The following is a 26060-nucleotide window of genomic DNA, read 5'->3' as shown; positions in this document are numbered from 1 at the left end:
AGTTAATGCCATATAAGGTATTAGTAGTTGATGATTCCAGCTTTTTTAGACGTCGAGTAGCCGATATTTTAAATGCTGATCCCAACCTAAATGTTGTTGATGTTGCTGTAAATGGTGTAGAAGCTGTAGAAAAGGCTAAACTACTTAAACCTGATGTTATTACCATGGATATTGAAATGCCGCAATTAAACGGTATTGACGCGGTAAAACAGATAATGAAACATTCACCAACGTCAATTATTATGTTTTCTTCTCTGACTCATGAAGGAGCTAAAATAACACTTGATGCCCTTGATGCAGGGGCGTTAGATTTTCTACCAAAAAAATTCTCCGAAATAGCTAAAAGCACATCAGATGCTGGAATGGTATTGCGTGAACGTGTGATTCAATTAGCGCGTAAAAAATCTAGAATACAAGTAAAATCAAACCATAGAGAAATAGTATCTAACAAAACAACAACAAGAGAATTAATTGATGTTACACAAAAAAATAGTGTAGCAATAAAAAAAACATCCCAAGAATATAAATTACTAACAATAGGTACCTCAACCGGTGGTCCTATAGCACTTCAAAAAGTACTTGCTCAATTACCTGCAAACTTTCCTGTTCCAATTCTTATCATTCAACATATGCCAGCATCATTTACTAAAGCTTTTGCTAATCGATTAAATAATTTATGCAACGTTAATGTGAAAGAAGCGGCTATCGGCGACGAATTAAAACCAGGCAATGCTTATGTAGCACCAGGTGGAAAACAAATGGTAATTGATGGAACAAATTCTAAAGCTAAACTAAAGATAATAGATGACCTTTCAGAAAGAGTTGCTTTTAAACCGAGCGTAGATGTTACTTTTGCTTCTGCAGCCAAAGTTTTCGGTGAAAATGTTTTGGCTATTATATTAACGGGTATGGGCTCTGACGGAAAAGATGGCTGTCGTTTATTAAAAAATAAAGGGGCTACAATCTGGTCTCAAGATGAAGAGTCATGTGTTGTTTATGGTATGCCGCAAGCTGTGGTAAATGCCGGTTTGTCTGGTGCAGAATTGCCATTAGATAAGATCTCTTCTGCAATATTAAAAGTTTTTGATTTGAAATAAAATATTTAGCCCGTTTGAGGTTAGATATATTCAATGAGCATTAATAACTTTATAGGAAGCTTAATTGGTAGTTTGGACTTTAGCAAATCAAAAAGGCGGGGTTGGTAAAACTACGTCTACGATTACGTTGGGAGGCTTATTGGCTGATCAAGGTTTTCGTGTGTTATTAGTTGATACTGATCCACATGCATCATTAAGTTATTATTTTGGCATTGAATCGGAAGAATTAGATTTAAGCGTCTATAATTTATTTATTCAGTCGTCAACAAAAGAACAGATCTTACAAAGTTTATGTCCTACTCAATATAATAATATAGATATTCTTCCTGCAACAATGGGGCTAGCGACATTAGATCGTGCTTTAGGCAGTAAAGGGGGAATGGGGCTAGTTCTTAAAAAAGCGATTAAATTAATAGAAAGTGAATACGATTATGTTTTAATTGATTGTCCACCTATTTTAGGCGTTTTAATGGTAAATGCACTTGCTGCGTCAGATCGAATTATAGTACCTGTTCAAACCGAGTTTCTTGCGTTAAAAGGTTTAGAACGAATGATTAATACGTTAGAAATTATGCAAGGTGAACAGGCGGAGCCTTTTAAATATACAATTGTACCGACTATGTTTGATAAACGCACAAAAGCATCATTAATAACCTATAGAAAACTTCAAGATATATATTTTGGAAAAGTATGGTCTGGTGTTATTCCAATCGATACAAATTTTAGGAATGCAAGCCAAGCTCGTAAAGTTCCATCTGATTATTTAAGTAGTTCAAGAGGCGTAACAGCATATAAGAAGCTATTATACTCTTTAATAGAAGAACAAAAAGGTTTGATATCTTAATGGATAAATCATTAACCGCTAGTAAGAAATTGATGAAAAATTACTTATCAGAGCTGTTAACAGAAGACACCGATGACTTCATTGAAAAAAAGGCAGTAGAAACTGAAAAGCTAAACAAGCTTTTTCAAAAAATTAGTGTAGCTGAACGTAATGAAGAGGCTGTACTAGATACTATAGTTTCAAATAAATCTGCCGATAATGAAATTATTAGCCATAATAAAGAATTAGTACCTGAATTAAATAAACAACCAGTTGATACAGTTGTAGAAATAAAAGAATATTCAGCGGAGCATAATACTACAAGTATTGATAAGAGTTATCGTGATAAAAGCTTTCAAGCTATGTTTTTTGATGTAGCTGGGTTAACGGTAGCTGTACCTTTAGTAGAGTTAGGGGGGATTCATAACGTAAATAAAATAACCAGCTTAATGGGGAAACCCAAATGGTTTGAAGGTGTTATGATCCATAGAGAAGAAAAAATTAATGTGGTGGATACTGCTCTTTGGGTAATGCCAGAGAAATACAATGAAGAGCTTAAAAACGCGCTAAATTATCAATATGTTATTATGTTGAGTAATAGTCGTTGGGGATTACTGGCCGAAACCTTAGTAGATACCGTTACATTAATGCCTGAAGATGTAAAATGGTTAAATTCTTCTTCTAAACGGCCTTGGTTGGCAGGATTAGTTAAAAACAGAATGTGTGCTCTGTTAGAAGTAGAATCATTAATTCAATTGTTGAATAATGGTATCGATGTGCAACAAATATAAGTGCTTGTTTTAATTATATTAAAATATTATAAATTGAGGAGTGTTAAATGTCTGACGAAAGACGTAAAGAGAATCCAGATAAAGCTAATGATGATGAAGTTTTACAATGGGTTACTTTTAAATTAGACAGTGAAACTTACGGTATTAATGTAATGCAAGTACAAGAAGTTTTGCGATACAGTGAAATTGCACCTGTCCCAGGCGCGCCATTATATGTATTAGGCATCATTAATTTACGTGGAAATGTGGTTACTGTAATTGATACACGTTCAAGATTTGGATTAGAGTCAAGTGAAATAACAGATAATACTCGTGTTGTGATTATTGAATCAGAAAAACAGGTTATTGGTATTTTGGTTGATAGCGTAGCTGAAGTTGTATATTTACGTGCATCTGATATAGATGTTGCTCCAAATGTAGGTAATGATGAAAGTGCAAAATTCATTCAAGGTGTTTCAAATAGAGAAGGAGAGCTTCTTATTTTAGTGGATTTAAATAAGTTACTTTCTGATGATGAATGGGATGAGTTAAAACAGTTTTAATTACTGTTAATCAACATGTTTAATACTCCTGAGTTGATAGTGCTATTTGTTGTAATAACATTAATGTTATGTCTCATATTAATGTTATTTATATCTCTGCGATCACTAAAAAAACAAATTCGTTTAACTGAAACAAACATTTCATCTAATGAATTACTTGTTAATCAGTTACAAACATTATTTATACAAATAGATAAAACGTTAGCGGAATCTGTTAAACAAAACAAAGTAAAATATACTGAATTAAATCAAGTATCTAAACAGTTAGAACATCGTATCAAAAACCTTCAAGGAGACATTGTAAAATTACAACAAGTACAATCACAACAACCTGAAGATAAATTATATAGCAGGGCATTCAAAATGATTGAACTTGGTGCTGATGCCGCAGAATTGATCAAAGAGTGTGATATTCCTAGAGCAGAAGCCGATATTCTCATTGCTATTCATCAAAAGAAAAACCCTTCCTAACGTTCAACTTCTTACAATATTTAACATTTTTACTTATAAAAACTGTGATTATTGAATGTGCATCGTGTTAAAATAATTTTATATGAAATTTCTATAACTACACGATATAGATTTCTATTTAACCTATGGAACAGTGAATAGTCGCATGATTAATCGATCAGAAAAATCCTTTATAACTTTCTTTATTGTTTGTTTTCTAGCTTTAACGGGGTGTTCTTCGACTCCGTCTACTAATAATAGTGATCCTAAAGACCCTTTGGAATCAATTAATAGACCTTTTTGGACCTTTACGTGGGATTACGCTGACAAATATGTAGCAAGGCCTGCATCTTCAGCTTATGCCGAGTATGTTCCTACCGATTTAAGAGTAGGCGTTTATAATATGGCGCTTAATCTTAACGAACCTTCTGCAATTATTAATAACTTACTACAAGCCAAGTTTTCTGACGCAGCCGTAAGTACAGGTCGATTTTTACTAAATTCTACTATTGGCTTATTCGGCTTTTTTGACCCAGCGAGTGACTTTGGTTGGGCCAGAAAACAAGAAGAATTTGGCGAAGTATTAGGTAGCTATGGCGTAGGTGATGGGCCTTATATTGTTGTTCCTGGCTTAGGTCCATCTTCGGTAAGAGAAGAGGTTGGGGACTATGTTGATAAATATTATTGGCCGTTAGCTGCCATAGACTTTTGGCCCAATATTGTAAGAATGGCTGTTGTTGGGCTAGAGCAAAGAGCTTCATTATCGCAGCAAGAAAAACTGATTGATGAATCTATAGATTCTTATGAATTTGTAAAAAATGCTTATTTTCAAAACTTAAAGTTTAAAGTTTATGATGGTAATCCACCTATTGAAGTTAATGCGGCTGACGAAGCTGAACTTGAAGCATATTTAGATGAAATAGACTAAAACGAATAAATAAGGCTTTATTTGACGTTTAGAGTTATATAATAACGTTCTAAGCTACTTTATGGTTAAGCCTTTAGATGATAGACTTCACATCACTAAAGGTTTATACCTAATTTATGGTATCTATATTATTTTTTTGCTCTAGGATTAGCTTTTTAATGACATTATTTTCTTATAAATCAACACTATTATCCACAGTGTTTTTATCACTTTTTTCCTTTATCACCCTTTCAGCACAGCTACCTAGTAATATATCACCGCAACAGTTAGAGCAATTTAAAAAGCTTTCTCCGGCGCAGCAAAAGTCATTAGCATCAACTATGGGGATTGACTTAAGTACAATTCAATCTCAAATTAAAAAAAACAATCCAAATGATGAAGAAACAAAAAATTTACAGCAATATTACCCTAGAGGTACTCAGTTTGATGAAATGGGTAATCCAATTGGATTATCAGAGGAAGAACTCGCTGAAGAAGATGAAGGTGAGTTAAAACCTTTTGGTTATGATGTATTTGCTAATGCACCATTAACTTTCGCACCTTCAATCGATATTGCAATACCAGATAATTATACTATCGGAACGGGAGATGTACTTAGCGTACAAATGTTTGGTAAAGAAAATAATGATTACGAACTTGCTGTATCTAGAGAAGGAGAAGTGGTTTTTCCTGAACTAGGGGCATTCAAAGTTGTAGGTATGACTTTTAAAGAAGTAAAAAAATACTTAAAAAATGAAATTCAAAATAAAATTTTAGGTGTTGATGTTGTTATAACATTAGCTGAATTGCGATCTATTCGGGTTTTTGTATTAGGTGAAGCTTTTAAGCCCGGTAATTACCTACTTAGTTCCTTATCCAGTATTACGCACGCTATTTTTTCGGCTGGTGGTATCAGTGATATAGGTTCTTTACGTAATATACAATTAAAAAGAGCAGGTAAACTGATATCTTCTCTTGATTTATACGACTTACTAATAAATGGTGATTCAAGCAACGATGTTTTACTCAAATCTGGAGATGTTATTTTTATTCCGCCTGTTGGAAATAGAGTTTCAATTGATGGTGAAGTGAAAAGGCCTGCAATTTACGAGTTAAAAAAAGAAGAAAGCTTTGATTCTATCTTAACCATGGCAGGGGGAATGTTACCTTCAGCCTACCCTTCATCAACTATTGTTGAACGTTATAATAATCGTAATTTACGTTCTATTATCAATGTCGATTTATCAATTGCTAATAACCTTGCTAAAAAAGCTAGAGCTGGAGATTATATTCGTGTAATGGCTACATCTAGCAATTTTGAGGATAGTGTATCTATTATAGGAGCTGTTTCAAGGCCGGGGAATTATCAATGGAAACCGAAGCAAAAAGTATCAGATTTATTGCCAAATATTTCCTCATACTTACTTGAAAATGCTGATTTAACTTATAGCATCATTGTCAGGCAGCTAAATAACTCTCGTGATATTGAAATTGTACAGTTTAGTATTGCCAATGCTTTGTCAGAAAAAATGTCTGCAGATAATGTTGAATTAAAACCTTTAGATAAAATACTAGTGTTTTCAAATATTGAGAGAAATAGTCAAGAACTTACCAATTTAGATGAATTCTTGTTGACGGAAAATGAGCTTCTAGAAAAAGAAAAAGAAGTGTTAATTAAAAGCTACGAAGATAATTTGTTTTGGGAACAATATGGTGAAAATGCTGAGCCTATAAACCCATTTAAAGAAGAAGATAAAGCAGAAGAAACTTACAATGCTACTAAGAAATCATTAAAAGATCTTAAAGAAAAAAATATTGAGCAAGAACTAAAACCTAACGAGATAAGTTTCTTTTCAAGGCAAAGATTATTAGCCCCAGTAATTAAACAACTTAAAAGACAAGCCTCATTAAACCAACCATTAAAACTGGTTGTTATTGATGGAGCCGTAAAATATCCTGGTACCTATCCTTTAGCCAATAATGGAACTGTAGTTGATTTAATTAAGGCTGCTGGTGGCTTGTTAGAATCTGCTTTTTTACAAAAGGCCGAATTATCACGATTTGAAGTAAACAATAAAACTGCAAATAAAACACTCATTAATGTTAATTTACAAGATGTCCTATCTCGTTCAGAAAAAGGTCTTAGTTTAAAGAGTAAAGACCGCTTAAACATAAATCACATACCTGCATGGCAAAAAGATCAAACCGTAGAGTTACTTGGAGAGTTTAAATTTCCAGGGCGTTATACCGTTAGAAGAGGTGAAACTCTTGCTAAATTAATTGAAAGGGCGGGTGGCTTTACTGAGTATGCAGATATTAAATCGTCACTCTTTACGCGCGAAAAACTAAAACAAGTTGAATTACAAAATTTAATTGATGTATCGCAAAATTTACGAAATGAAATTGCTTCTAAATCTTTATCTCAAAGAGAAGGTAGTCAAATTTTAGATTATGAGCAAGCCAACTTATTATTGGCGGATCTTACTAAAGTTGAGCCTGTAGGACGCTTAGTTGTTGACATTGAAAAAATGCTTTCAGGTAATTCTTTTGATATCTTTTTAGAAAACGGCGACGCTTTGTATGTATCACCGAAGCAAAATACAATTAATGTTGTGGGACAAGTTCAAATAGCAACATCTCATCTATATGAAAAAGGTTTAACCGCATTTGATTATATAAAGTTAAGTGGTGGTGCTAAAAAGCAAGCTGATCAAGAGAGAATATATATTATAAAAGCTAATGGGGCTGTAGAGATACCAAATGATAGTAATTGGTTTGCTTCTAACAGCAGTCAATTACAGCCAGGCGATACTATTGTAGTGCCTTTAGATTCTTACTTTATGGATGATTTGACTTTATGGCAAACAGCTACTCAAATTGTGTATCAAGCAGTTGTTGCACTGGCCGCAGTAGCTGGACTGTAAATATTTATGTAATAGAATGTAACGCTTATGTGCAAAGTATGTAAACCGAGATATACTATGCACATTCAATTTAGTCATGACGTTGAAATACTTCTGACTAATGTCATTTTAATTTTTTTAACTGGTATACATTAAATGTTATTTATAATACCTGCTTTATGCGTAGCTTTTTTTTCATCTATTTTTACTATTAAAGTATTGCTTCCGCTAGCACCGCAAATTGGCCTGATAGACTATCCTTCAGATAGAAAAAATCATGATGGCGCTATTCCTCTTATTGGAGGAATATCAATATTTACAGGCGTACTTATTGCTTCATCTTTGTTTGTAGAGCAGAGTCAACTTTTAAATCTATACCTAATTTCATCAGCACTTCTTGTGTTTATAGGCACAATGGATGATATATATGATTTAAGTGTAGCGCCCCGTATGATCTTTCAAAGCCTAGTCGGCGCGATCATGGTTTTTGGTGGGGGGATATACATCAGCAATCTTGGTGAACTCTTCATGTTGGGGGATATTAATATCGGTATGTATGGAATTATATTCACCATGCTTGCTTGTATTACTGCTATAAACGCTTTTAACATGATTGATGGAATAGATGGTTTGGCTGGTTCAATGAGTATTGTATCTATTTCATCAATTGCAATTTTGACTCTTCTCGCCGATACCCAACGAGATGTGTTACTACCACTTATTATTGTGGTGGCCATTATTCCTTACCTGTTTTATAACGTAAGTACACGTAATCCCAGAGGGAAAAAAATCTTTATGGGGGATGCTGGTAGCATGTTTATGGGATTAACCGTTATATGGTTATTAACGCTTGGTACTCAGCATACCGCAACACAAGAAGCTGCTTTTAGGCCTGTTACTGCACTATGGATAATAGCTATTCCTATTATGGATATGTTTGCCATTATGATCCGAAGAATTAGGAAAGGAGTATCTCCTTTTAAGGCTGATAATGGCCACCTTCATCATATTTTTTTAAGGTTAGGACTTTCTTCTCGTCAAGCGCTTTGGACAATATGCGTCTTAGCTATATTATGTGCATTAATTGGTATTATAGGAGAAGTTGCTTCAGTTCCTGAGTCGATAATGTTACATTGTTTTATAGCTTTATTTTTATTATATTCGTTTGCTATTCAACATTCATGGAAATTAGTAAGAGCGCTTAAATAATAACGTAATAAAATAATGATATATTACGTTAAATACGCAAGCAGACTTATTGTTATAGGTTTGTTATAGAATTGATATTTTTTGCTTGAATTTTATACGCTTGCTTGTAAAGCACGGTTTATTGACACTAATAAGCACTTTTTTGTATTAACTTATTGACAATAGGCCAAGTAATCATTAAATTTCACACTCATTGTAATTTAATTGAGCATTTAGTTAGTAGTTATGATGCAGTGATGCTTAATTGATAAATGAGGGAGGGCATGCCAATAAATTTCTTTATTTATTTGTTATGGCTGAACGAATTGAAACAATTAATTAATAGCAAAATATAAATACAATGATAGAAAACTAATATAGTTTTAAAAGAACACGTGTTCACAAGTCTTTAACGTTACATATAAGTAATTAAAGGCTTAAAATATATAAATGGAGTAAACTTAGAATGAAAAAATTTAATTTAGCAGCATTACCATTAGCAGTTGCCGGTGTTTTAGCATCTACTTCTGCATTTGCTGGTACAGAAGCTTGTTTTGAAGTATATCGTGTTGCAGCTGGTGGCCCTGCTGCTGGTTTAGTAACAGCACATGAAGAATTATATACTCCAGCTTCTTGTATAGCTGAAGAGGACCGTACTGGTGCATCTACAACTGATTTAGCTGCAACAGTAAACGCTAAAATCGCTTGGGAATTAACGGGTGATTTAGATGTTGACTTAGAAAACTTAGGTGCTGCAGATCCTCGTCATCACATTGTATATATTCCAACAAGTCAATTAAGTGCTTCTGCACGTGTATCAATGAAAATTACTGGTGCTGACTTTGGTGAAGACAACGCTAACCAAATCTTTTTAGTATTAGATAATGGTACTACTTTTGAAACAGTAGCAACTTCTGATGGTAGCTTTAACAATACAAGCGATATTACTTTCATCGTAGGTAATGACCCTATCCCTGCTGGTAGTCGTTTATTATTATCTTCAAAAAGCGTAACTGCTGGTGATAATACTGATGGTACTTTGATTGAAGGTATTCATTTACACATTGCTAATGATGAAACATGTACTATTACACCTAAAGTAACAATTGCTGCAACTAAAGCGCTTTCTGATGCTGGTCAATCAATTGCGGGTGCTGTTTCAGCTGAACCTCAAGAAATTTTAAACATCAGCGAGCAGTTTGCTATTGTTGCAAACGCACAAGATACTAACGAAATATTAGTAGATGCTGAAGATCCTTCTTTCCGTCAACAATTTGTTGTTTCTAAAGTTGGTGGTGATTGGGTTGGTCAAGTTGTTGCTAAAGATGGCGCTATAAACCCAACTGCATACTGGGAAGCTCAATTTACAAACGCATACGATACATTAGATGCTGCTGTAGATATGGATGCTGATGACGAAATTACCGTTATGGCAAGTGCGACTTCTGGTTTAGGTGATGGTGTTACATTATCTTTCCTAGCTAACATTGGTCAAAATGGTCAACTAGATATTGGTAATGGTACTGTATTAGACGCAGGTGAAGCTGATCACTTAGCTGTTGGTGTTGATGATGATATTATTCTTCTTGACATTGAAGAAACTTCTGCTGTTGATGACTTAATTACATTAACTGAAACTCCTACTACTTACACTATTGATGCGAACGATATTTTCCGTTCAGACGAAACTAGTGATATTTATGCTGTAGCACGTTTAATGAATGCTGACGAAGAAGTTATGGACTTCAACTATGAAGTTAAAACAACTTGGAGCATGAACTTTAAAGACGAAGACTTATTAGATAAAGTTGGTTGTCAAACTCCTACTCCATTCGAAGTTGGTGTTAACGGTGCTGTATTAAAAGTTCCATATACTTACACTAAACTTGATGGTGGTTTTGTACGTATTACGAGTGAGCATACAACTGAAGCAACAATCTTTATGGACATTTTTGATGAGTCTTCTAACGAAACTAAAAATGTTAACTTAGGACAAATTGCAAATAAAGCTTCTAACGTATTTAAAACTGAAGACTTATTAGCTGCTGCTGTAGCTGATGGTTATGTTGGTACTGGTGCTCGTCATACAATGACATTCACTGTTACTGCACCTAAGAACAAAGTTCACGGTGTATCAGTTCAGAAAATCGTTGGTGGTGTTGACCGCGTAATGCCTGTTCTTGACCAAAACGATTGGTCTCAGTAATTATTACTTTAGTTAACGAATTATTTTATATAGTAAGTTGTTAATATAAGTAAGTACTACTAATTTAAAGCCTCCTTACGGAGGCTTTTTTATTTGATTTAAATTAATTTAATATACCAAGGAAAATTATGCGTTCATATTGTACAGCTGTTTTTACTGTTGCTACGTTGGCTTTTTCATTAGTCAGTTTTATGAGTTTTGCTGTTGATGAAAAACAACCTCAACCAAAGATTAAGCCTACACAAGAGCAACAGATAACGTTATTGCAATCTCAAGTTCAACAGTTAGCGAAACAACTTTCTATTTTAGGCCGTAATCAAAAAGCAATTGCTAAAAAGTTAGGTATGGGGTCAACTAAGAAGCAGCCCGTTCTAACGATAGGGAATAGTGCGAGTATAGGTAATGAAAGCGCAAAAGTAGTTTTGGTTGAATTTACCGATTTACATTGTCCATTTTGTAAAAAATTTCATGACAATGTTTTACCTGATTTAGAAAAACAATATATTGATACGGGCAAATTGCGTTTTGTAGGAAAAAATTATCCAATTGTACAGCTTCATAAAAATGCAGCTGTGGCAGCATTTGCTTTAGAATGTGCTAGAGAGTCTGGTGATTATAAGCAAGCAAAATCGTGGTTATTTGCAAAAGGTAAGGCCTTTAATAAAGATGCTATGGATGAATTTACTACAGCGATGGGTTTAGACGCCGACAAATTCAACCAGTGTGTAGAATCTCCAGCTACGGCTGCACAAATAAATAATGATATGAAAATTGCACAAGTTATTGGTGTTAATCAAACCCCTTCATTTGCTATAGGTTTGCAAAAAGATGGAGAGGTAGTTGATTGGAAAATCATAACAGGCGCACAGTCAGTAGAAAACTTTGGTAAAGCTATTGCTGAATTTGAAGCATTAGGAAATGTTACAGATTAATCTATGGGATTAGATTGTTCTAATATATCGCTTGTTCTTTATTGTGTATACTCAAACAAGAGCAAGCAAGCTTATTTGTAATATGAAATTTTGATTGGAGTTGTTTTTCTATGTTGTCTAAACGTAGTGTAAGAAGTTTAACACTTAAGTGTTTTAAGAAAAAAAACAGTAGGGGTTTTACGCTAGTTGAATTATTAATTGTTATGGTTATTTTAGGGTTGCTAGCTTCTTTAGTTGCCCCAAAAATGTTTGGTAAAATTGGTTCTTCTAAACAAGGAACAGCTAAAACACAAATGGAATTGTTTTCTACATCTCTTGATATGTATCGTCTTGATTTAGGCACTTACCCAAATGAATTAAGTAAGCTTAGAGCATCAGATGACCCAAGCTGGCAAGGTCCTTATTTACCAAAAGAAATACCTAATGATCCTTGGGGTAATCCCTATTATTATAAGTTTCCTGGCGATAATGGCGAATACGATTTGATTAGTTATGGCAGTGATGGAAAAGAAGGCGGTAGCGATGAAGCCAGTGATATTACCTACTAGTATTACTGAGCACCTAACTGAAGTGTTAGGTATTAGCAATGAAAAAATAGCTGAAGCTAAAAAATTACAAAAAAGTTTAAGTACAACCTTAGAGCGTACTTTAATTTCAATGGGTGTGTTAGATGAAAAACAATTACCTCATATTTACTCCACGTTATACCAAGGTAGTGTTCTAGCAAACGACACAGAGGTATTAGCCCCTGAAAATATTGCTAAGTTATTACCTGTTATTAACAGTGAGTTTTTATTGCAATCTAATGCTGTACCAATAAATTTATTTGAAGATACTATCTTAATTGCTATAAGTGATACAGAGCAGTGGTCGTTAATTGATTATTTGCGTTTATTACCTTTGAAAATTAAGTATGCTTTTTGTACAGGTAAACAGATTGCATTACTTAAAGAGAAATATGAAATAAACTTCAATATAGCTCAACAAAGCCAAGTAGGTCAGCAGTATGTGGGTGAAGGTGAAATAGAGCGCTTAAAAGAATTGGCCCAAGGAGCTCCTACAGTTTCATTTGTAAATAATCTTGTTGCAGAGGGGGTCAAGCTAGGTGCATCGGATTTACATATTGAGCCCGTAGCTGAACGATACCGAGCGCGTTATCGTGTTGATGGTATACTTCATGAAGCAGACGCAATCCCACAAAATTTACAGTTAGCTGTTATATCTCGTATTAAAATTCTTTCAGGTATGGATATAGCTGAAAAAAGACGCCCGCAAGATGGAAAAATTGAAACTCGAGCGAATAATGTTGATTTAGATATTCGTTGTTCTTCTCTTCCTCTAGGTGTTGGCGAAAGTATGGTTATGCGCTTTCTTATTAAAAGTTCAGTACAATATGATTTAGCAACATTAGGTTATGAGAGTGATTTAGCTGAACGTGTTCAAGCGGATTTGAAAAAAACAGCAGGTGTTATTTTAATGACCGGACCTACAGGTTCAGGTAAAACTACTAGTTTGTATTCATATCTTAATCAACTTAATAGACCTGAAGTAAAAATTATAACCTTAGAAGATCCAATTGAATATCAATTAGAAGGCATTAATCAGGTTCAAATAAATAATGAAATTGGGTTTGATTTTGCTAAAGGGTTACGCAGTATTGTTCGACAAGATCCCGATGTTATTATGGTTGGTGAAATTAGAGATAATGAAACAGCAAGAATAGCTTTACAGTCTGCTTTAACTGGTCATTTGGTATTTAGTACTGTTCATACAAATGATGCTGCTACTGCTTATACACGTTTACTTGATTTAGGCGTACAAGAGTATTTGCTTAACGCTGCATTGGTGTCAATTTTAGCACAACGTTTAGTACGAAAATTATGTGACTGTGCTCAAATAAAATCAGTAGATGAAATTTCTGCACTGGCAAATCAATATGATTTAATTACATTAGCTAACCAATATCACGTCGATAACATTGAATTAAAAAACGTTGTGGGATGTGATAAATGTGGTCATACAGGTTTTCAAGGTAGGGTCGCGCTACTAGAATATTTACCCTGTGATAATGAAATAAAGCAATTACCAAAAGGGGAAACTTTTTTTCATGAAGCAGCTGAATATATGAAAAGAAATAATTTACGGACTTTGAAACAAGATGGTTATTTAAAGGCGATTAAAGGGCAAACTACTTTAGAAGAAGTGCTGAGAGTTGCAGGATGAGCCAAAAGTATAAATATAAAGCACTCACCGCTTCAGGTGATAAGGTTGCTGATTATCTGTTTGCGGTTGACGAAAAGTCTGCTAGGTCAGTTTTAAAGAAACAATCATTAGTTGTTGTATCTTTAGAGCTAGAATCGTCAACTAGTTTTTTAAGTTTTGAAAAAAAAGCGAGTGCATCCGATATTGAGCAATCTACTAATCAGTTAGCAACTTTATTAGAGAATGGATTAAAAATAAATGATGCACTTGAAGTACTTGTTGATACAGCGCCATCGCAAGCATTAGGTAAAGTATGGCACGAAATATATACTGATGTACAAGCTGGTACTAGTTTATATCAGGCTCTGTATAAATATCCTGAATTATTTGATGTTCTGTATCTTGAAATGACAAATATCGCCGAAAACACTGGTACATTGCCAACCGTGTTTCGTAGTTTGTCAGATAATTTAGCTTTCCAGCGCGATCTAAAAAGTAAAACTATACAAGCGTTAACGTACCCTATGATTATTTTTATGGTATGCCTAAGTGCCATATTTGCTATTTTTAATTTTGTTATACCTAATATGGAAAGCGTTTTTACCTCAGCAAAAGAATTGCCAGCTTACACTCAGTGGTTGCTAGATAGCAGTCGTTTTGTAAGTCAAAATAATTTACTTATTTTTTTATTGATGGGAGGGGGTGTGTTGGTACTTGTTGCATTGTGGCGACAAGATAAAACTAGGCAATTATTAATGCAATGGATTTCAGTTATCCCATTTTTAGGAACTATGATTGATAAGGCTGAGCAAATTCGTTTTTCTTCGGCCATGAGTCTAACATTACAAAGTGGTTTGAGTTTATCTGATTCACTATCTTTAAGTATAAAAACATTAAATTCAGTAGTAAATAAACAGCAATTAGAACTGGCTAAAGTTAAAGTTGATAATGGAGCACCTTTAGCTGAAAGTCTTTCATCAAGCTACTTTTTAGATAGGATCTCTTTATCACTAATTAAGGTTGGGGAACAAAGTGGCACACTTGATAGTTCTTTTGCTGAAGTAACTCGTCGAGCAAAAACCGACTTTGAATCATGGATGATTAAACTTACTTCATTGTTAGAGCCATTATTAATCTTAATAATGGGGGGCATCGTTGGCGGTGTTGTTGTTGTTATGTTATTAAGTATCGTTTCTGTTAATGATATTTCATTATAAACGAGTTCTATAATTTGATTATATATTCTAGAAATCCTGGTTTTACTTTAATTGAGTTATTAGTTGTGATGGTTATATTAGGGCTAACGTCAAGTTTGGTAGCGCCAGATATGTTTTCAATTGTTAAGCGTGCTCAGGCAAAAACAGAGCTAGAAAAAATAAAAGCTATTGCTGAGTTGAGCGTTGAAAGAAGTTTTTTTTCAGCAAGTACAATAGATATAATATTTAAAGATAATACCGTTGTATTTTCACAAGTTAACCCCTTAGCTACAGAAGAAATTAATATTTTAAGAGAAATAGAAAGTGAATTTTTTATTTTTGAAGAAACACACTTGGTAATTAATAATGGTCGTTGGATAGGAAGTTATAATATAAAGTTAGTTAAAAGTCCTGAAAATAAGTTAACTACTTTTGCTTTGTTTGAGGGTAATGAACCAATAAAAACTGTAGATGTAGAATATAGTGAATCTGAGGATAATACTCAATAATGTTATTCCAGAATAGAATTCGATATAAATGGCTAAAAATAAATTCAGGGATGACTTTAATAGAAGTGATGATCGCTTCTGTTATTTTATTTGCAGCAATAGGTACTGTATCAGGAGTTCATAGAACGTTAAATCATTACCAACGTCAAAATTTGGCTGACTATGCATTATTACTCAACGAGCAATTCTTTTTTGATTATCTTTCTTATTCTTTAGATCAGAAAATTTTTTCAGGAAACTTTGAAATAAGTGATTATCAGCTAATATGGGAAGCTAAACTCATTAAAGAGGCGCCTGTAATAAGTTCTTTTGATCCAGAGTTAAATTCGGCCGAACAGTATTTGGCCTTTAATAATATTTCATTATATAGAGTTAGTTATCACCTTAAACAATATCCGGAAAAGTCCTTTGAGATCACTCAACTTACCGTTGATGCAACGGCAGCATCAACAGGGTTTTAGTCTATTAGAAGCTCTTATCGCCGCAACTATTTTTGCGGCAGTTTTATTAATTGCATCCTCTGCATTTAAGTTTTTTATGTCGATAGGATCTCGTACAATTAATAGTGAACAAGTTATGCAAGATACTATGAGAATAATAAAAATAAGGAGCTCTATAAAAGGCCTACATCATTATTACTTGCCTGAAAGTGCAATCAACCTAAAAGAGTCTAAACCATTCTTCTTGGGGAATAGCGATGGTTTTACTGGGATCACGTTAAACTCTATTGATTTTGATAAACAACCTACTCGCATATCCGTTACAACGAGAAGAACGTCATTGGATATGACCGATCTTGTTTATTGTGAGTACAATAATAAACAAAACTTTCCAGTAAAGAGTATCAAGTCTGAATGCGAGAGACCTAGAGTATTGATAACTAATGTGGAAAAAGTAAAATTTGATTATTTTGGATGGTCCTCATTGAATGCGCTTTATGAAGGGGCTGCAGCACCCTCTAATGGTTTAAGTAATAAAAAAGTGTGGGCTGAAACATGGGATGCAACAAAGTTAGGGTTACTTCCTCAATATATTAAAATAACGTTTACTTATAGTGAAAAGGTTTTGCCTTACCAGCCTAAACAGCTATGGTTTCATATTGCTGATGCAGACCCCTTACAATTTAATGTTAATAGTTCTAATAATGAAGAATAAATCGAGTGGGGCAGCATTGATTATAGTGCTTTTTATTGCTGCTATATTAGCGAGTGTTGCTGCTTTGATGATAGTGAAAACAAAGCAACATGTGGAGAGAATAACTATTGCAAAAGACTTTATGTCTGCTGAACGTAAACTTATTACGGATATAAACAATCTCATATATGTTACTCAAACAACACCTTATGCGATTATGGGAGACAATACTGATTTTTCATTGTTTGATTTACCGGAAGGAATTAATTTACAAGGAATTCCTTTTTTGTATCAAGACTCTAATGTGTCTATTCAAGATATGGGAGGGCTTATTTCAATAAATCCTCTTGAGCAAACACGTTTTATAAAATATCTTAAGCACTTGAATTGGCCAGAAAGTGAAATTTATCGCTTTATTGATGTGCTTTTAGATTGGCAAGACATTGATGGGTTTAAACGAATAAATGGTGCAGAAGCATTTGAATATGGTGTGTTTGGTTACCCACTAAATCAAAATTTGCAAGCACTTAAAGATATTACTTTATTTGAGAAAGTAGATGTTAAACGCCTTGAGTCCCTAGCAATAGATAAAAATTTGATGTTATTTGGTGTAGGGGCTAATACCCCTGGTTATGCACCTAATGATTTGTTATCTATTTTTAATACTGATTATGATGCCGAACTTATTCTTAAAGAAAGAAATGAGAACCGAAAAAAAGGGATCCTAACAACTAATAATTATCCAACAGGAAATTGGATCATTAAAGTTAGTACTAGCTATGGGCAAGCTAAATCGAGTAAGATACTGCATTTGTTAAAGCGCTTTGGGGAACATCGCCCTTTTGTTATTAGTCGTTGGCAGGAACGAGAAAATTAAGCACTTAGGCTTGTTTTGAACATTATTTAAAAGGTTGTCGCTTGAGTAGTCGATATTTATTGTTGGAGCCTAATGGCTTGTTCCGTTTATTTAATAAACGGGATGAAAAATCACAAGAAAAGTTTAAAAAACACAACTTAATTGATGCTGTTCGCTTTGCTTTTTCTACATGTTATATAGGGCGGAGCTTATATTGGGAACGTATTGTCCATTATCCTACAACTAACCTCCTTGAAGTACGTAAAATCGTACAATCAGAGATAGATTATATTTCTCCTGTAGATGGTAATACATATGCTTATATAGTTAATTTATCAAATAAAAGAACTACGGTATTATATTGCTGTTTTCCAGAGGCTATTGTTTCTAAAGTTAAGTCCTATAATCTATGGCGTTTACTTCCTGAAACACTACCTTATTATAGGTACTTGTTCGGAAAAACGGGGGTTTACCTATCAAAACTCGACTTATCTGCCTTATTAATCAATACCAAAGAAAATAACGTTGAAGTTTGCGATACATCAGTCAGTAATGAATTGTTAATAAAAAATGATGGGGAAAACTATTCTTCATTACCTGTGGAAAGGGAGAACCTAGACATGTTTTCCACTGCAATGATTAAAGACGCAGATGTGATTGAACAAAATAATATTGAAGTCATATTTGAGCAATTTAATTCATTAAAATTTATTGATCTGATCGCGCAGGTTAATGAAGGGATTAAAGGAATTGTTACTAAAAAGGGGTATTTAGGACGTTATTTTGCTACAGTATTTCTTATGGCCTTGTTAACTTTTATTATTGGTAAGTCTGCATTCATTTCTTGGCGCCATGATTATATTACAAACGAAATTACTGAATCAAAAAAGGCTGCTGTTGATTCATTAGCATTTTCAAATCAATTAAAAAAAATAACAAAAGATGTAAAAAAAATAAATACATCGATAAAATTGCAGTTATCTAAAGCGCAGCTATTAAACATATTATCTAGCTTAACCACTAAGGATAATGGTTTAGAATTTTCAATAATTGATATTTATTCATCTGAGATGCAATTACGTGGAACATGTAATAATGCGGCTAACTTATTGACTACACTTTCTAACATTCATGGTTTTAATCAGGTAGAATTTAATTCTCCTCCGACAAGCCTGAAGGGTGGAGGCGAACGATTTTTTATAAAATTACTTTTTGATGAGAATATTACTCATTATCAAGATAAAGCTAAAGAGTTAGTTCAATGAATAAGCAAAAAACTACTTTAGTTATATTGGCATCACTTGTTTTAATTAAGTTTTTACTTTTACCGTGGAATGATTGGGTGAACGAGACTGAAAGTGATATATCTAGGCTTAAGGTTTTTGAAAGTAAACAAAAACAGGTTATTGAAAATGAGTTGTTGATTCGAGATGAGCTTGTTAAATATCAAGCTAATTTTTCTCTCTTTATTGAAAATCTACCCACTGTAAAATCGGGGGATAAAGCAAACACACTCTGGTTTTCACTTATTGATACAATAAAAAAAGAGGAAATAAAAGTTTATAATCAGCGTGTTGAGTTCGAAGAGTATGTCACTGACGATGTTGCCTATGTTACAGGTGTGTTTTATATGTCAGGATTGGCTAAAGATGTTATGGCGGCTGTCTTAAAACTGGAATCTAAATCTCCATATGTTTTTTTAGAACAATTGAAGCTTATTCGTAGTCAGGGCAAGAATAAAGAAGACCTAGTTGTTCAGATATACTTGAGAGCATGGTTTACAACGATTAATAAGAATGAAAAGTGAATAAAATAAAAAAAGAAACGTTGTTATCTGTGGGGGTAGGTATAATAGTGGGAGTTTTATTTCTTGTTATTAATCTATTTTTTTCTTTTTTTGAGAGTAAACCGTCTTATTCTACGAATAAAGATGAGCAAGTTTTTATTTCTATGGATAGTAATAATGAAGCAAGTGATTTATTAATACCTTTACTCAAAATGTTTGGTTTTGAAGTTGATTCATTTGTAGATACTGATGCTTTGTTGTTGGCACTAGAAAATGTCAATGTGAAAATTGTAGCTCAATCTCGTATTGGCGGGCGTTTAAATACATTGTTAGACATTGTTACACCAAATGAAACTAAACGAATATCTGTAACGGAAGGCACTATAGTGAAAGGCTTTTTAATTAAGTCAATTAACAATAAGTTATTGATATTAGAAAAAGATAAAGAAGAATACACGATTAAATTATTTCATCCCAAAGAAATCAACCAAAATAGACTAGAAAATGACATTAAGTAATAAATCCATTAAGTATCATCTACCAATAGTTGCATTGTCTTTGGTGTTAAATGCTTGTAGCTCAATACCTCAAGAAAAAGTTGACATGATCAAGCCTGATTCTTTAAGTATTAAAGAATCAATTGTTGCTAAATCAGCCGAAGAAAGAAATCAATTTGTAGAAAATAAACTTGAGATTGAGAAAGCTAAAATTGAACAGAAAAAACCTACTGAAAAAGTTGATAATATAGCTGGTTTTGGCGTTTTGGAAACAAACGATAAAACACCTCCAATATTTGAAAATACGGAACAAGTAACTATAAGTGTTGATGGTATGACTGTTGTTGAGTTTATTCATTATGTTTTTGATGAGTTACTGAATTTAAATTATGTCATATCTACTCAATTACAAAGTGATACTAATAAAGTTTCTTTAAACCTAAGTGATCCTGTTGATAAAGATGTACTTTATTCTACGTCAGAGCAATTACTTGCAGAAAATGATATTGCCTTATTAAGAAAAGACAATATTATTTATTTTCAAAAGAAAGCAAAAAATAAACGTTATAAAACAGCATCCGTAGGAATAGGGCGTTTAGATGGGGATGTGCCTGATACTACAGGTGAAATAGTACAAATTATTCCTTATGTATATACAAATAGTTCCAGTCTTTCTAGTGTTATTACAAAGCTTACAGGTGTGAAAGTTCAAATTGATGGTAAGCGAAAAATAGTGATGGCAGAGGGAGCACAAAAAGAAATACATGAAGTTATGAGAGTTCTTCGTATGCTTGATGTCCCTAGCTCATCGGGTAAAGAAATTAGATTGATTGATCTTGCTTATATTAGCCCTGATGACTTGGTTAAACAATTAGCTGAACTATTACAAAACGATGGCTTTGAAGTTGGTAATGATAAGGATATAACTTTTGTTACTATGCCTCGCTTAGGGGCTATAGTTGTCTATGCTGTTAGCCTTGATGCTGTAGAAAGAGTTGAGTTATGGAGTCAGAAACTTGATGTTGCCGTTGCTGGTAATGAACCTCAGTTCTTTGTTTACAGACCACTATTCAATAAAGCCAATGATTTACAAACTTCTTTATCGCCTATAATAAATTCTATTTTAAATGATGCACAATCTTCAGAAAATTCAGTTATTAAAGCTGACGCGAAGAGCAATTCAGGAGCATCATCAAGTCGATCTACTTCATCTATGACAGTTGATGAAACACAGAATGCTTTAGTATTTTATACTACATCTGAAAGGTATAGAAAAGTACTACAATTATTGCAGAAACTTGATTTGCTACCAGGACAAGTTATTCTGGATATAGCAATAGCTGAAGTTACACTTTCAGATGGTATTTCTTCTGGTGTTGATTGGTTTTATGATTCGAAAGGGCAAACTGAAGATGGATCAACTAATGTTTTACCAACATCATTAACCGGAAGTTTGCTGAGTTCAGGTGCTTTAAATTTAGTTGGAATTGATGGGGATTGGAGAGTTGCTTTAAATTTTTTAAAGTCAAAACAAAATATAAAAGTTTTATCAAAACCCTTTTTTATAGTAAAAGATGGTGAAAGTGCGACAATCAACTCGGGTAGCCAGGTACCTACAATTACTCAAACAAGTACGAGTGATACAGATAGAGTAACTAATTCTGTCCAATACATAACGACAGGTATTCAAGTTGCAATAACGCCAACTATAAATGCTAAAGGCTTAATCAATCTAGAGATATCAATGTCTTCTAGTAGTCCTACTGGTGATTCATTAACACCATCTATTAATAGTCGTTCAATACAAACAAATGTTTTTAGTGCTGATGGCCAGACCGTTGCTTTAGGTGGACTTATCCAAGAAACATTAAATGACACTAGTAAAAACGTTCCTTTTTTAAGCTCTCTTCCTATTTTAGGGAAACTATTTGGTACGAATGGAGACTCATATGCTCGTACAGAGCTTATGATGCTAATTACCACAAGAATTGTAACGGATGTAAATGAAGTAGATGAATTTAGAGATAAAATCTTAGATTTATATAGTTTCCCTCTTGATAACTCGAAGTAACTCATTGTTGATTAACATTCCATTTTAGGTGTTATATATCTAATAAATAACTGGTGTTTGGTCAATAACAAAAACAAGTATTAAAACGAAAAATAAAATGAAAATATTATTAGTTGGTAATCATACCTGTGGGAACAGAGGGGATGGTGCAATATTACGTGGCTTATGTTCTAGTTTAAGAGGAATTGAGCCTAATATTGAAATTGATGCAATTACACGTTATCCAATAAGTTCATCTTACCTAATAGGTGAAACATTACACTCTGATCTTCTTTATTTATATCATAAAAAACGAGGCGGTAGGCTAGATAGAATTTGGAAAAAGTTTAGCCAAAAATTGTTGCCTAAGTTACTTTTTTTGACGCTTGAAGGTTGGTGGAAGGGGAAACTACCGCATCATATCCAGCAACACATAAAAGATTTAAAGAAATATGATGCTGTGATTCAGGTTGGGGGATCTTTTTTTGTTGATTTATATGGTTGTGCGCAATTCGAGCACGCTTTATGTGCACTTATTGCTGAAAAGCCATTGTATATGGTTGGACACTCCGTTGGACCATTTCAAATTTCTGAATTTAATGCTTTAGCAAAAGCTGTTTTTGGACGAGTTAATTTACTCTCGCTGAGAGAGCCAGTTAGTTTATCTTTAATGGAAGAGGCTCGAATACCTGTTTCTAAAGTGCATAAAGGTGCAGATACTGCTTGGTTAGTTGATACTTCTCCTGTTTATATACCGAGAGACTTACTTAGTTTGGTTAATCAGGCGCCTACAGTAGCAATAACATTAAGAGAACTTGCTCCTTTTGACAAACGTTTAAACGTAAGTCAGCATGATTATGAAACTGCTTTTTCTCAACTTGTAGATGAACTTATTGCTAAAGGGTATCAAGTCGTAGCAGTGTCAACATGTACAGGTATTGATAGTTATCATAAAGATGACCGTATGGTAGCTCTCAATGTTGGGCGAAAAGTTAAGTCGAAATTGGGGTATACGGTAGTGATGGACGAGCTTAATGATGTTCAACTTGGCCATTTCCTTTCATATTGTAAGCTTACTATTGGTACTCGCTTGCATAGCGCTATTATTTCGATGAATTTTAATACTCCCGCAATTGCTTTAAATTATGAGCATAAATCAGAAGGAATAATGCAACAATTAGGTTTGAGTGAGTATTCAAAAGAAATACAAAGTCTGTTTGATGGTTCTCTCAGTAATACTATCAATACAGTCTTAAGCAATGTTGATGAAAAAAGGGGGGGGCTTAAACCTTTTGTTGATGCAGAAAAATATCGCGCCCATAAAATGGTAACATCTGTAATATCTGATATTAGAGACCTTAATAAATGAAAGTAACTTTTTTTTTAGGTGAATTTCCAGTACAGTCCGAAACTTTTATAATAAATCAAATTAATGGTTTAATAGACTTAGGTCTTGAAGTGGAAGTACTCGCTTTAAGAAGAGGGTCTTCGAAAGCGTTAGAAGCCAAGGAGCTTATAAAACATGACTTACTGGCTAAAACTCGTTATCTAATAACAGAAAAAAATCAAGATTCAAAAATTTATTGTATATTTCAGCGTTGTAGCTCAATAATTAAGTGTTTATTAACAAAACGTATTATTCATTCTTTAAATTTTAAAAAATTTGGTAAAATGAGTAAGTCACTTCTCTTGCCTTCAGTTACAGCATCTATTAAATCGTCAATCAAAACCGATGTTATCGTTGCCCATTTCGGTGTTGTAGGAGTTATTGCAAATCATCTTAAAACTCTTGGCTTATTAGAGGGTAAGTTAATGACTGTTTTTCATGGAGCTGATATATCAGTAAAAGATGTCTTGAATAACTTTCAGAATGAATATGCTCAATTGTTCATAAAAGGTGATGTAATGTTACCTATAAGTGAGTTATGGAAAATACGTTTAATTGAGATGGGGTGCCCTGCTCATAAAATTTATATTAATAGAATGGGAATAAACCTTGACGATTTTTCAAGTAGAGATTTAAAGAAACCATTAAATTTACCTTTATCAATTATTACTGTGGCTCGCTTTGTGGAGAAAAAAGGCTTGTTTGATGCTGTGTCAGCAATGTATTTGTTGAAACAAAGGGGAGTTGAATTTAATTATAAAATTGTAGGTGGCGGAGAGCTTGAAGAAAAACTGAAAGAACATATTAATAATTTGAATTTAGAAAGTGATATAGAGTTAACTGGTTTTCAATCGCAGGAAACGGTAAAAAATTACTTAAACGAAGCAGATGTTTTTTTATTACCTTCAATAACAGCAAAAAATGGTGATATGGAGGGGATTCCTGTTGCTTTAATGGAAGCTATGGCTATGGGGATTATTGTTGTGTCAACTGTTCATAGTGGCATCCCTGAGCTTATTAAAGATGGTTGTTCAGGCTTTTTAGCATCGGAATCTTCGCCAAGACAATTATGTGAGATTTTAGCTAAGGTAATTAATGATGACCAAATTGATATCGCTCAAATAAGAGCTAACGCATTGAATACAATTGCTGAAAAATTTAACCAAAAGTCCTTATATAAAGACCTTAAAGAGATAGCAACATCAGTTTATGAGCATTAAAAAAGAAGCAATATGGATTTTTGGTTCAACAGGTATAAGTGCGCTTAGTCAGATAATTGTATTAATACTTCTATCGCAATCTGAGGATGTAGGGGTTTTAGGTGAATTAGCTATTATTAATATAGTGCTTTTCTTTGCTTTTTCTTTGCAGGATTTAGGTTTGTCTAGCTATTTTATTCATAGACAATCCATAAGTAAAAAAGAAGAATCTACACTATTTAGTATTAATTTAGCTTTAGGTTGTTTAGCAACTATTATTGTCTTTTTTTTATCGATTCCTATTGGTGTTTTTTATGTATCAGATAATATTACAAAAGGTCTTCAAATTGTAGCTTTTAACTTTATTATCATTGGTGCAACATCGCAGTATCAAGCACATTTTATAAAAATGTTGCAGAGTGATTTACTTGCTAAAATTGAAATTATTTCAAAAGTAATATTATTATGTTTTGTTCTTTATTTTGTTTATTATTTAAATATGTCTTTGTTTGGCTATCTTTATGCCGTATTGATTGGTTCAGCTGTTAAGTTATTACTCATTCTGTTTATATCTCCTGTAGAGTGGCATCCTTCTTTTTCGTTTGATAAAAATATAATCAAGCCTGCACTTAGGTTCGGTTTTTTTCAGATGGGGTCTCAAATAATTAATCAATTACGTACACAATTAGATCAATTAATTATCGGAAAGTGGTTAGGGATTGAAGCTCTCGGTGTTTATTCATTAGCTAAAGAGTTTATTATGCAACCAACAAAGTTAATAGCCCCAATAACTTCCAAGCTGGCTCTACCTAGACTTGCTAAAGTTCAAACTTCAGTTAAAGGCACTAAACTAATTTTTAATCAAGCCAGTCAAGCTATATTACTTCTTAATATGATTGTCTATTTGATTTTAACCATTGCACTTTACTATTTAATTCCGCAGTTTTTTGGTCAAGATTATATATATTCATTTGAAATATATACAACTCTATTGTTGGTTGGCTTGCTAAGGCCTATAGGTAGTTTATTTGGCGTACTAGCACAATCACAAGGTGTGAGTAATATTGAGTTTAGATGGAACCTTATATCTGCAATGTTATCCGTAGTTGTACTATGTTTGGCTTTTCCTTTTAAGACATTAGAAGCATTTGCTTTAGCAATGATTGGTTCACAATTATTGTTATCCTTTTATGCACCGATATATTTTTCAAAATATATCGGTGGTATTGATCATAAAAAACATTTAATAAGAATCGTTTTTATTGTTTTTTTATATTGTATTATTAAATACAGTCTGCCTAATGAATACTAAAGCTATATTTTTCTATTTTTAAAATGAATTACAGAAAAAGTAATATTACGTTAATTTTATAATTATTTTTATCAGAGTAACGTAGAATAGAGT

At 33.3% G+C, this 26060-nt stretch carries 24 protein-coding genes; all 24 read left to right on the top strand.

What is annotated here, in order from left to right:
* Positions 1-5 precede the first annotated feature (5 nt).
* The 24 genes from ACM9HF_RS09150 to ACM9HF_RS09035 all read left to right on the top strand — a co-directional run bounded on the left by ACM9HF_RS09150 (position 6) and on the right by ACM9HF_RS09035 (position 25967).
* Positions 6-1097: a protein-glutamate methylesterase/protein-glutamine glutaminase gene (locus ACM9HF_RS09150; RefSeq protein WP_473617697.1), complete on the top strand. Its 1092-nt coding sequence runs from the start codon at positions 6-8 to the stop codon at positions 1095-1097.
* A gap of 64 nt (positions 1098-1161) precedes the next feature.
* Positions 1162-1941, top strand: a complete 780-nt coding sequence (locus tag ACM9HF_RS09145) for a ParA family protein (protein ID WP_473617694.1) — start codon at positions 1162-1164, stop codon at positions 1939-1941.
* Entirely contained in the window at positions 1941-2711 is a 771-nt protein-coding gene (locus ACM9HF_RS09140) for a chemotaxis protein CheW (RefSeq protein ID WP_473617691.1), read from the top strand. The genes ACM9HF_RS09145 and ACM9HF_RS09140 overlap by 1 nt, the downstream gene beginning before the upstream one ends.
* A 47-nt stretch (positions 2712-2758) precedes the next feature.
* On the top strand, positions 2759-3253 hold the full coding sequence (locus ACM9HF_RS09135) for a chemotaxis protein CheW (RefSeq protein WP_473617687.1): 495 nt from the start codon (positions 2759-2761) through the stop codon (positions 3251-3253).
* A gap of 81 nt (positions 3254-3334) precedes the next feature.
* Positions 3335-3724, top strand: a complete 390-nt coding sequence (locus ACM9HF_RS09130) for a DUF2802 domain-containing protein (protein WP_473617684.1) — start codon at positions 3335-3337, stop codon at positions 3722-3724.
* Positions 3725-3869: 145 nt separating this feature from the next.
* The gene (locus tag ACM9HF_RS09125) at positions 3870-4631 is read left to right on the top strand and encodes an MlaA family lipoprotein (protein ID WP_473617680.1); all 762 of its coding nucleotides are present in this window, start codon (positions 3870-3872) and stop codon (positions 4629-4631) included.
* 158 nt (positions 4632-4789) lie between these two features.
* The gene (locus ACM9HF_RS09120) at positions 4790-7534 is read left to right on the top strand and encodes an SLBB domain-containing protein (RefSeq protein WP_473617677.1); all 2745 of its coding nucleotides are present in this window, start codon (positions 4790-4792) and stop codon (positions 7532-7534) included.
* Between the two features lie 135 nt (positions 7535-7669).
* Positions 7670-8722 carry a UDP-N-acetylglucosamine--undecaprenyl-phosphate N-acetylglucosaminephosphotransferase gene (gene wecA, locus ACM9HF_RS09115; protein ID WP_473617675.1) on the top strand — a complete coding sequence of 351 codons (1053 nt, stop codon included), beginning with the start codon at positions 7670-7672 and terminating at the stop codon, positions 8720-8722.
* A 445-nt stretch (positions 8723-9167) separates the two neighbouring features.
* Positions 9168-10907 (top strand): hypothetical protein, encoded by a 1740-nt coding sequence (locus tag ACM9HF_RS09110; RefSeq protein ID WP_473617671.1) that lies wholly within the window; start codon positions 9168-9170, stop codon positions 10905-10907.
* A 128-nt stretch (positions 10908-11035) separates the two neighbouring features.
* Complete coding sequence (locus ACM9HF_RS09105; RefSeq protein WP_473617667.1) at positions 11036-11839, top strand: DsbA family protein; 804 nt, start codon at positions 11036-11038, stop codon at positions 11837-11839.
* 110 nt (positions 11840-11949) lie between these two features.
* Positions 11950-12387 carry a type II secretion system major pseudopilin GspG gene (gene gspG / locus ACM9HF_RS09100; protein ID WP_473617663.1) on the top strand — a complete coding sequence of 146 codons (438 nt, stop codon included), beginning with the start codon at positions 11950-11952 and terminating at the stop codon, positions 12385-12387.
* Positions 12362-14062, top strand: a complete 1701-nt coding sequence (locus tag ACM9HF_RS09095) for a GspE/PulE family protein (protein WP_473617659.1) — start codon at positions 12362-12364, stop codon at positions 14060-14062. The genes gspG and ACM9HF_RS09095 overlap by 26 nt, the downstream gene beginning before the upstream one ends.
* A complete protein-coding gene (locus ACM9HF_RS09090; protein ID WP_473617656.1) occupies positions 14059-15258 on the top strand; it encodes a type II secretion system F family protein in 1200 nt (399 codons plus the stop codon). Before ACM9HF_RS09095 ends, ACM9HF_RS09090 begins: the two co-directional genes overlap by 4 nt.
* A gap of 14 nt (positions 15259-15272) precedes the next feature.
* Positions 15273-15746 (top strand): type II secretion system protein, encoded by a 474-nt coding sequence (locus ACM9HF_RS09085; protein ID WP_473617652.1) that lies wholly within the window; start codon positions 15273-15275, stop codon positions 15744-15746.
* The gene (locus ACM9HF_RS09080; protein WP_473617649.1) at positions 15746-16207 is read left to right on the top strand and encodes a prepilin-type N-terminal cleavage/methylation domain-containing protein; all 462 of its coding nucleotides are present in this window, start codon (positions 15746-15748) and stop codon (positions 16205-16207) included. The genes ACM9HF_RS09085 and ACM9HF_RS09080 overlap by 1 nt, the downstream gene beginning before the upstream one ends.
* Positions 16155-16901, top strand: a complete 747-nt coding sequence (locus ACM9HF_RS09075; protein ID WP_473617645.1) for a PulJ/GspJ family protein — start codon at positions 16155-16157, stop codon at positions 16899-16901. Before ACM9HF_RS09080 ends, ACM9HF_RS09075 begins: the two co-directional genes overlap by 53 nt.
* Positions 16891-17757, top strand: coding sequence for a hypothetical protein (locus ACM9HF_RS09070; protein ID WP_473617641.1), 867 nt, complete (start codon positions 16891-16893; stop codon positions 17755-17757). Before ACM9HF_RS09075 ends, ACM9HF_RS09070 begins: the two co-directional genes overlap by 11 nt.
* Before the next feature lie 77 nt (positions 17758-17834).
* Positions 17835-19001: a hypothetical protein gene (locus ACM9HF_RS09065; protein WP_473617638.1), complete on the top strand. Its 1167-nt coding sequence runs from the start codon at positions 17835-17837 to the stop codon at positions 18999-19001.
* Positions 18998-19543 (top strand): hypothetical protein, encoded by a 546-nt coding sequence (locus tag ACM9HF_RS09060; protein ID WP_473617634.1) that lies wholly within the window; start codon positions 18998-19000, stop codon positions 19541-19543. Before ACM9HF_RS09065 ends, ACM9HF_RS09060 begins: the two co-directional genes overlap by 4 nt.
* A complete protein-coding gene (locus tag ACM9HF_RS09055) occupies positions 19540-20040 on the top strand; it encodes a hypothetical protein (protein ID WP_473617630.1) in 501 nt (166 codons plus the stop codon). The genes ACM9HF_RS09060 and ACM9HF_RS09055 overlap by 4 nt, the downstream gene beginning before the upstream one ends.
* Positions 20027-22090, top strand: coding sequence for a secretin GspD/PilQ domain-containing protein (locus ACM9HF_RS09050; RefSeq protein ID WP_473617626.1), 2064 nt, complete (start codon positions 20027-20029; stop codon positions 22088-22090). Before ACM9HF_RS09055 ends, ACM9HF_RS09050 begins: the two co-directional genes overlap by 14 nt.
* 97 nt (positions 22091-22187) lie before the next feature.
* On the top strand, positions 22188-23438 hold the full coding sequence (gene wcaK / locus ACM9HF_RS09045) for a colanic acid biosynthesis pyruvyl transferase WcaK (protein ID WP_473617622.1): 1251 nt from the start codon (positions 22188-22190) through the stop codon (positions 23436-23438).
* Positions 23435-24676 (top strand): glycosyltransferase, encoded by a 1242-nt coding sequence (locus ACM9HF_RS09040; protein ID WP_473617618.1) that lies wholly within the window; start codon positions 23435-23437, stop codon positions 24674-24676. The genes wcaK and ACM9HF_RS09040 overlap by 4 nt, the downstream gene beginning before the upstream one ends.
* Entirely contained in the window at positions 24666-25967 is a 1302-nt protein-coding gene (locus ACM9HF_RS09035) for an oligosaccharide flippase family protein (RefSeq protein WP_473617614.1), read from the top strand. The genes ACM9HF_RS09040 and ACM9HF_RS09035 overlap by 11 nt, the downstream gene beginning before the upstream one ends.
* The last annotated feature ends 93 nt before the right edge of the window (positions 25968-26060 follow it).

The sequence above is a fragment of the Colwellia sp. RE-S-Sl-9 genome, from assembly GCF_048296855.1.
Lineage (GTDB): Bacteria > Pseudomonadota > Gammaproteobacteria > Enterobacterales > Alteromonadaceae > Pseudocolwellia.
The sequence above is the reverse complement of the archived record's forward strand: the minus strand, read 5'-3'. Positions and strand labels throughout refer to the sequence as shown.

Coding starts and splice junctions, on each gene's coding strand:
- ACM9HF_RS09130 (WP_473617684.1), top strand. CDS start 3,335: ATGTTATTTATATCTCTGCGATCACTAAAAAAACAAATTCGTTTAACT.
- gspG (WP_473617663.1), top strand. CDS start 11,950: ATGTTGTCTAAACGTAGTGTAAGAAGTTTAACACTTAAGTGTTTTAAG.
- ACM9HF_RS09060 (WP_473617634.1), top strand. CDS start 18,998: ATGAATAAGCAAAAAACTACTTTAGTTATATTGGCATCACTTGTTTTA.
- wcaK (WP_473617622.1), top strand. CDS start 22,188: ATGAAAATATTATTAGTTGGTAATCATACCTGTGGGAACAGAGGGGAT.
- ACM9HF_RS09095 (WP_473617659.1), top strand. CDS start 12,362: ATGAAGCCAGTGATATTACCTACTAGTATTACTGAGCACCTAACTGAA.
- ACM9HF_RS09120 (WP_473617677.1), top strand. CDS start 4,790: ATGACATTATTTTCTTATAAATCAACACTATTATCCACAGTGTTTTTA.
- ACM9HF_RS09135 (WP_473617687.1), top strand. CDS start 2,759: ATGTCTGACGAAAGACGTAAAGAGAATCCAGATAAAGCTAATGATGAT.
- ACM9HF_RS09125 (WP_473617680.1), top strand. CDS start 3,870: ATGATTAATCGATCAGAAAAATCCTTTATAACTTTCTTTATTGTTTGT.
- ACM9HF_RS09150 (WP_473617697.1), top strand. CDS start 6: ATGCCATATAAGGTATTAGTAGTTGATGATTCCAGCTTTTTTAGACGT.
- ACM9HF_RS09090 (WP_473617656.1), top strand. CDS start 14,059: ATGAGCCAAAAGTATAAATATAAAGCACTCACCGCTTCAGGTGATAAG.
- ACM9HF_RS09080 (WP_473617649.1), top strand. CDS start 15,746: ATGTTATTCCAGAATAGAATTCGATATAAATGGCTAAAAATAAATTCA.
- ACM9HF_RS09140 (WP_473617691.1), top strand. CDS start 1,941: ATGGATAAATCATTAACCGCTAGTAAGAAATTGATGAAAAATTACTTA.
- ACM9HF_RS09040 (WP_473617618.1), top strand. CDS start 23,435: ATGAAAGTAACTTTTTTTTTAGGTGAATTTCCAGTACAGTCCGAAACT.
- ACM9HF_RS09110 (WP_473617671.1), top strand. CDS start 9,168: ATGAAAAAATTTAATTTAGCAGCATTACCATTAGCAGTTGCCGGTGTT.
- ACM9HF_RS09105 (WP_473617667.1), top strand. CDS start 11,036: ATGCGTTCATATTGTACAGCTGTTTTTACTGTTGCTACGTTGGCTTTT.
- ACM9HF_RS09050 (WP_473617626.1), top strand. CDS start 20,027: ATGACATTAAGTAATAAATCCATTAAGTATCATCTACCAATAGTTGCA.
- wecA (WP_473617675.1), top strand. CDS start 7,670: ATGTTATTTATAATACCTGCTTTATGCGTAGCTTTTTTTTCATCTATT.
- ACM9HF_RS09035 (WP_473617614.1), top strand. CDS start 24,666: ATGAGCATTAAAAAAGAAGCAATATGGATTTTTGGTTCAACAGGTATA.
- ACM9HF_RS09070 (WP_473617641.1), top strand. CDS start 16,891: ATGAAGAATAAATCGAGTGGGGCAGCATTGATTATAGTGCTTTTTATT.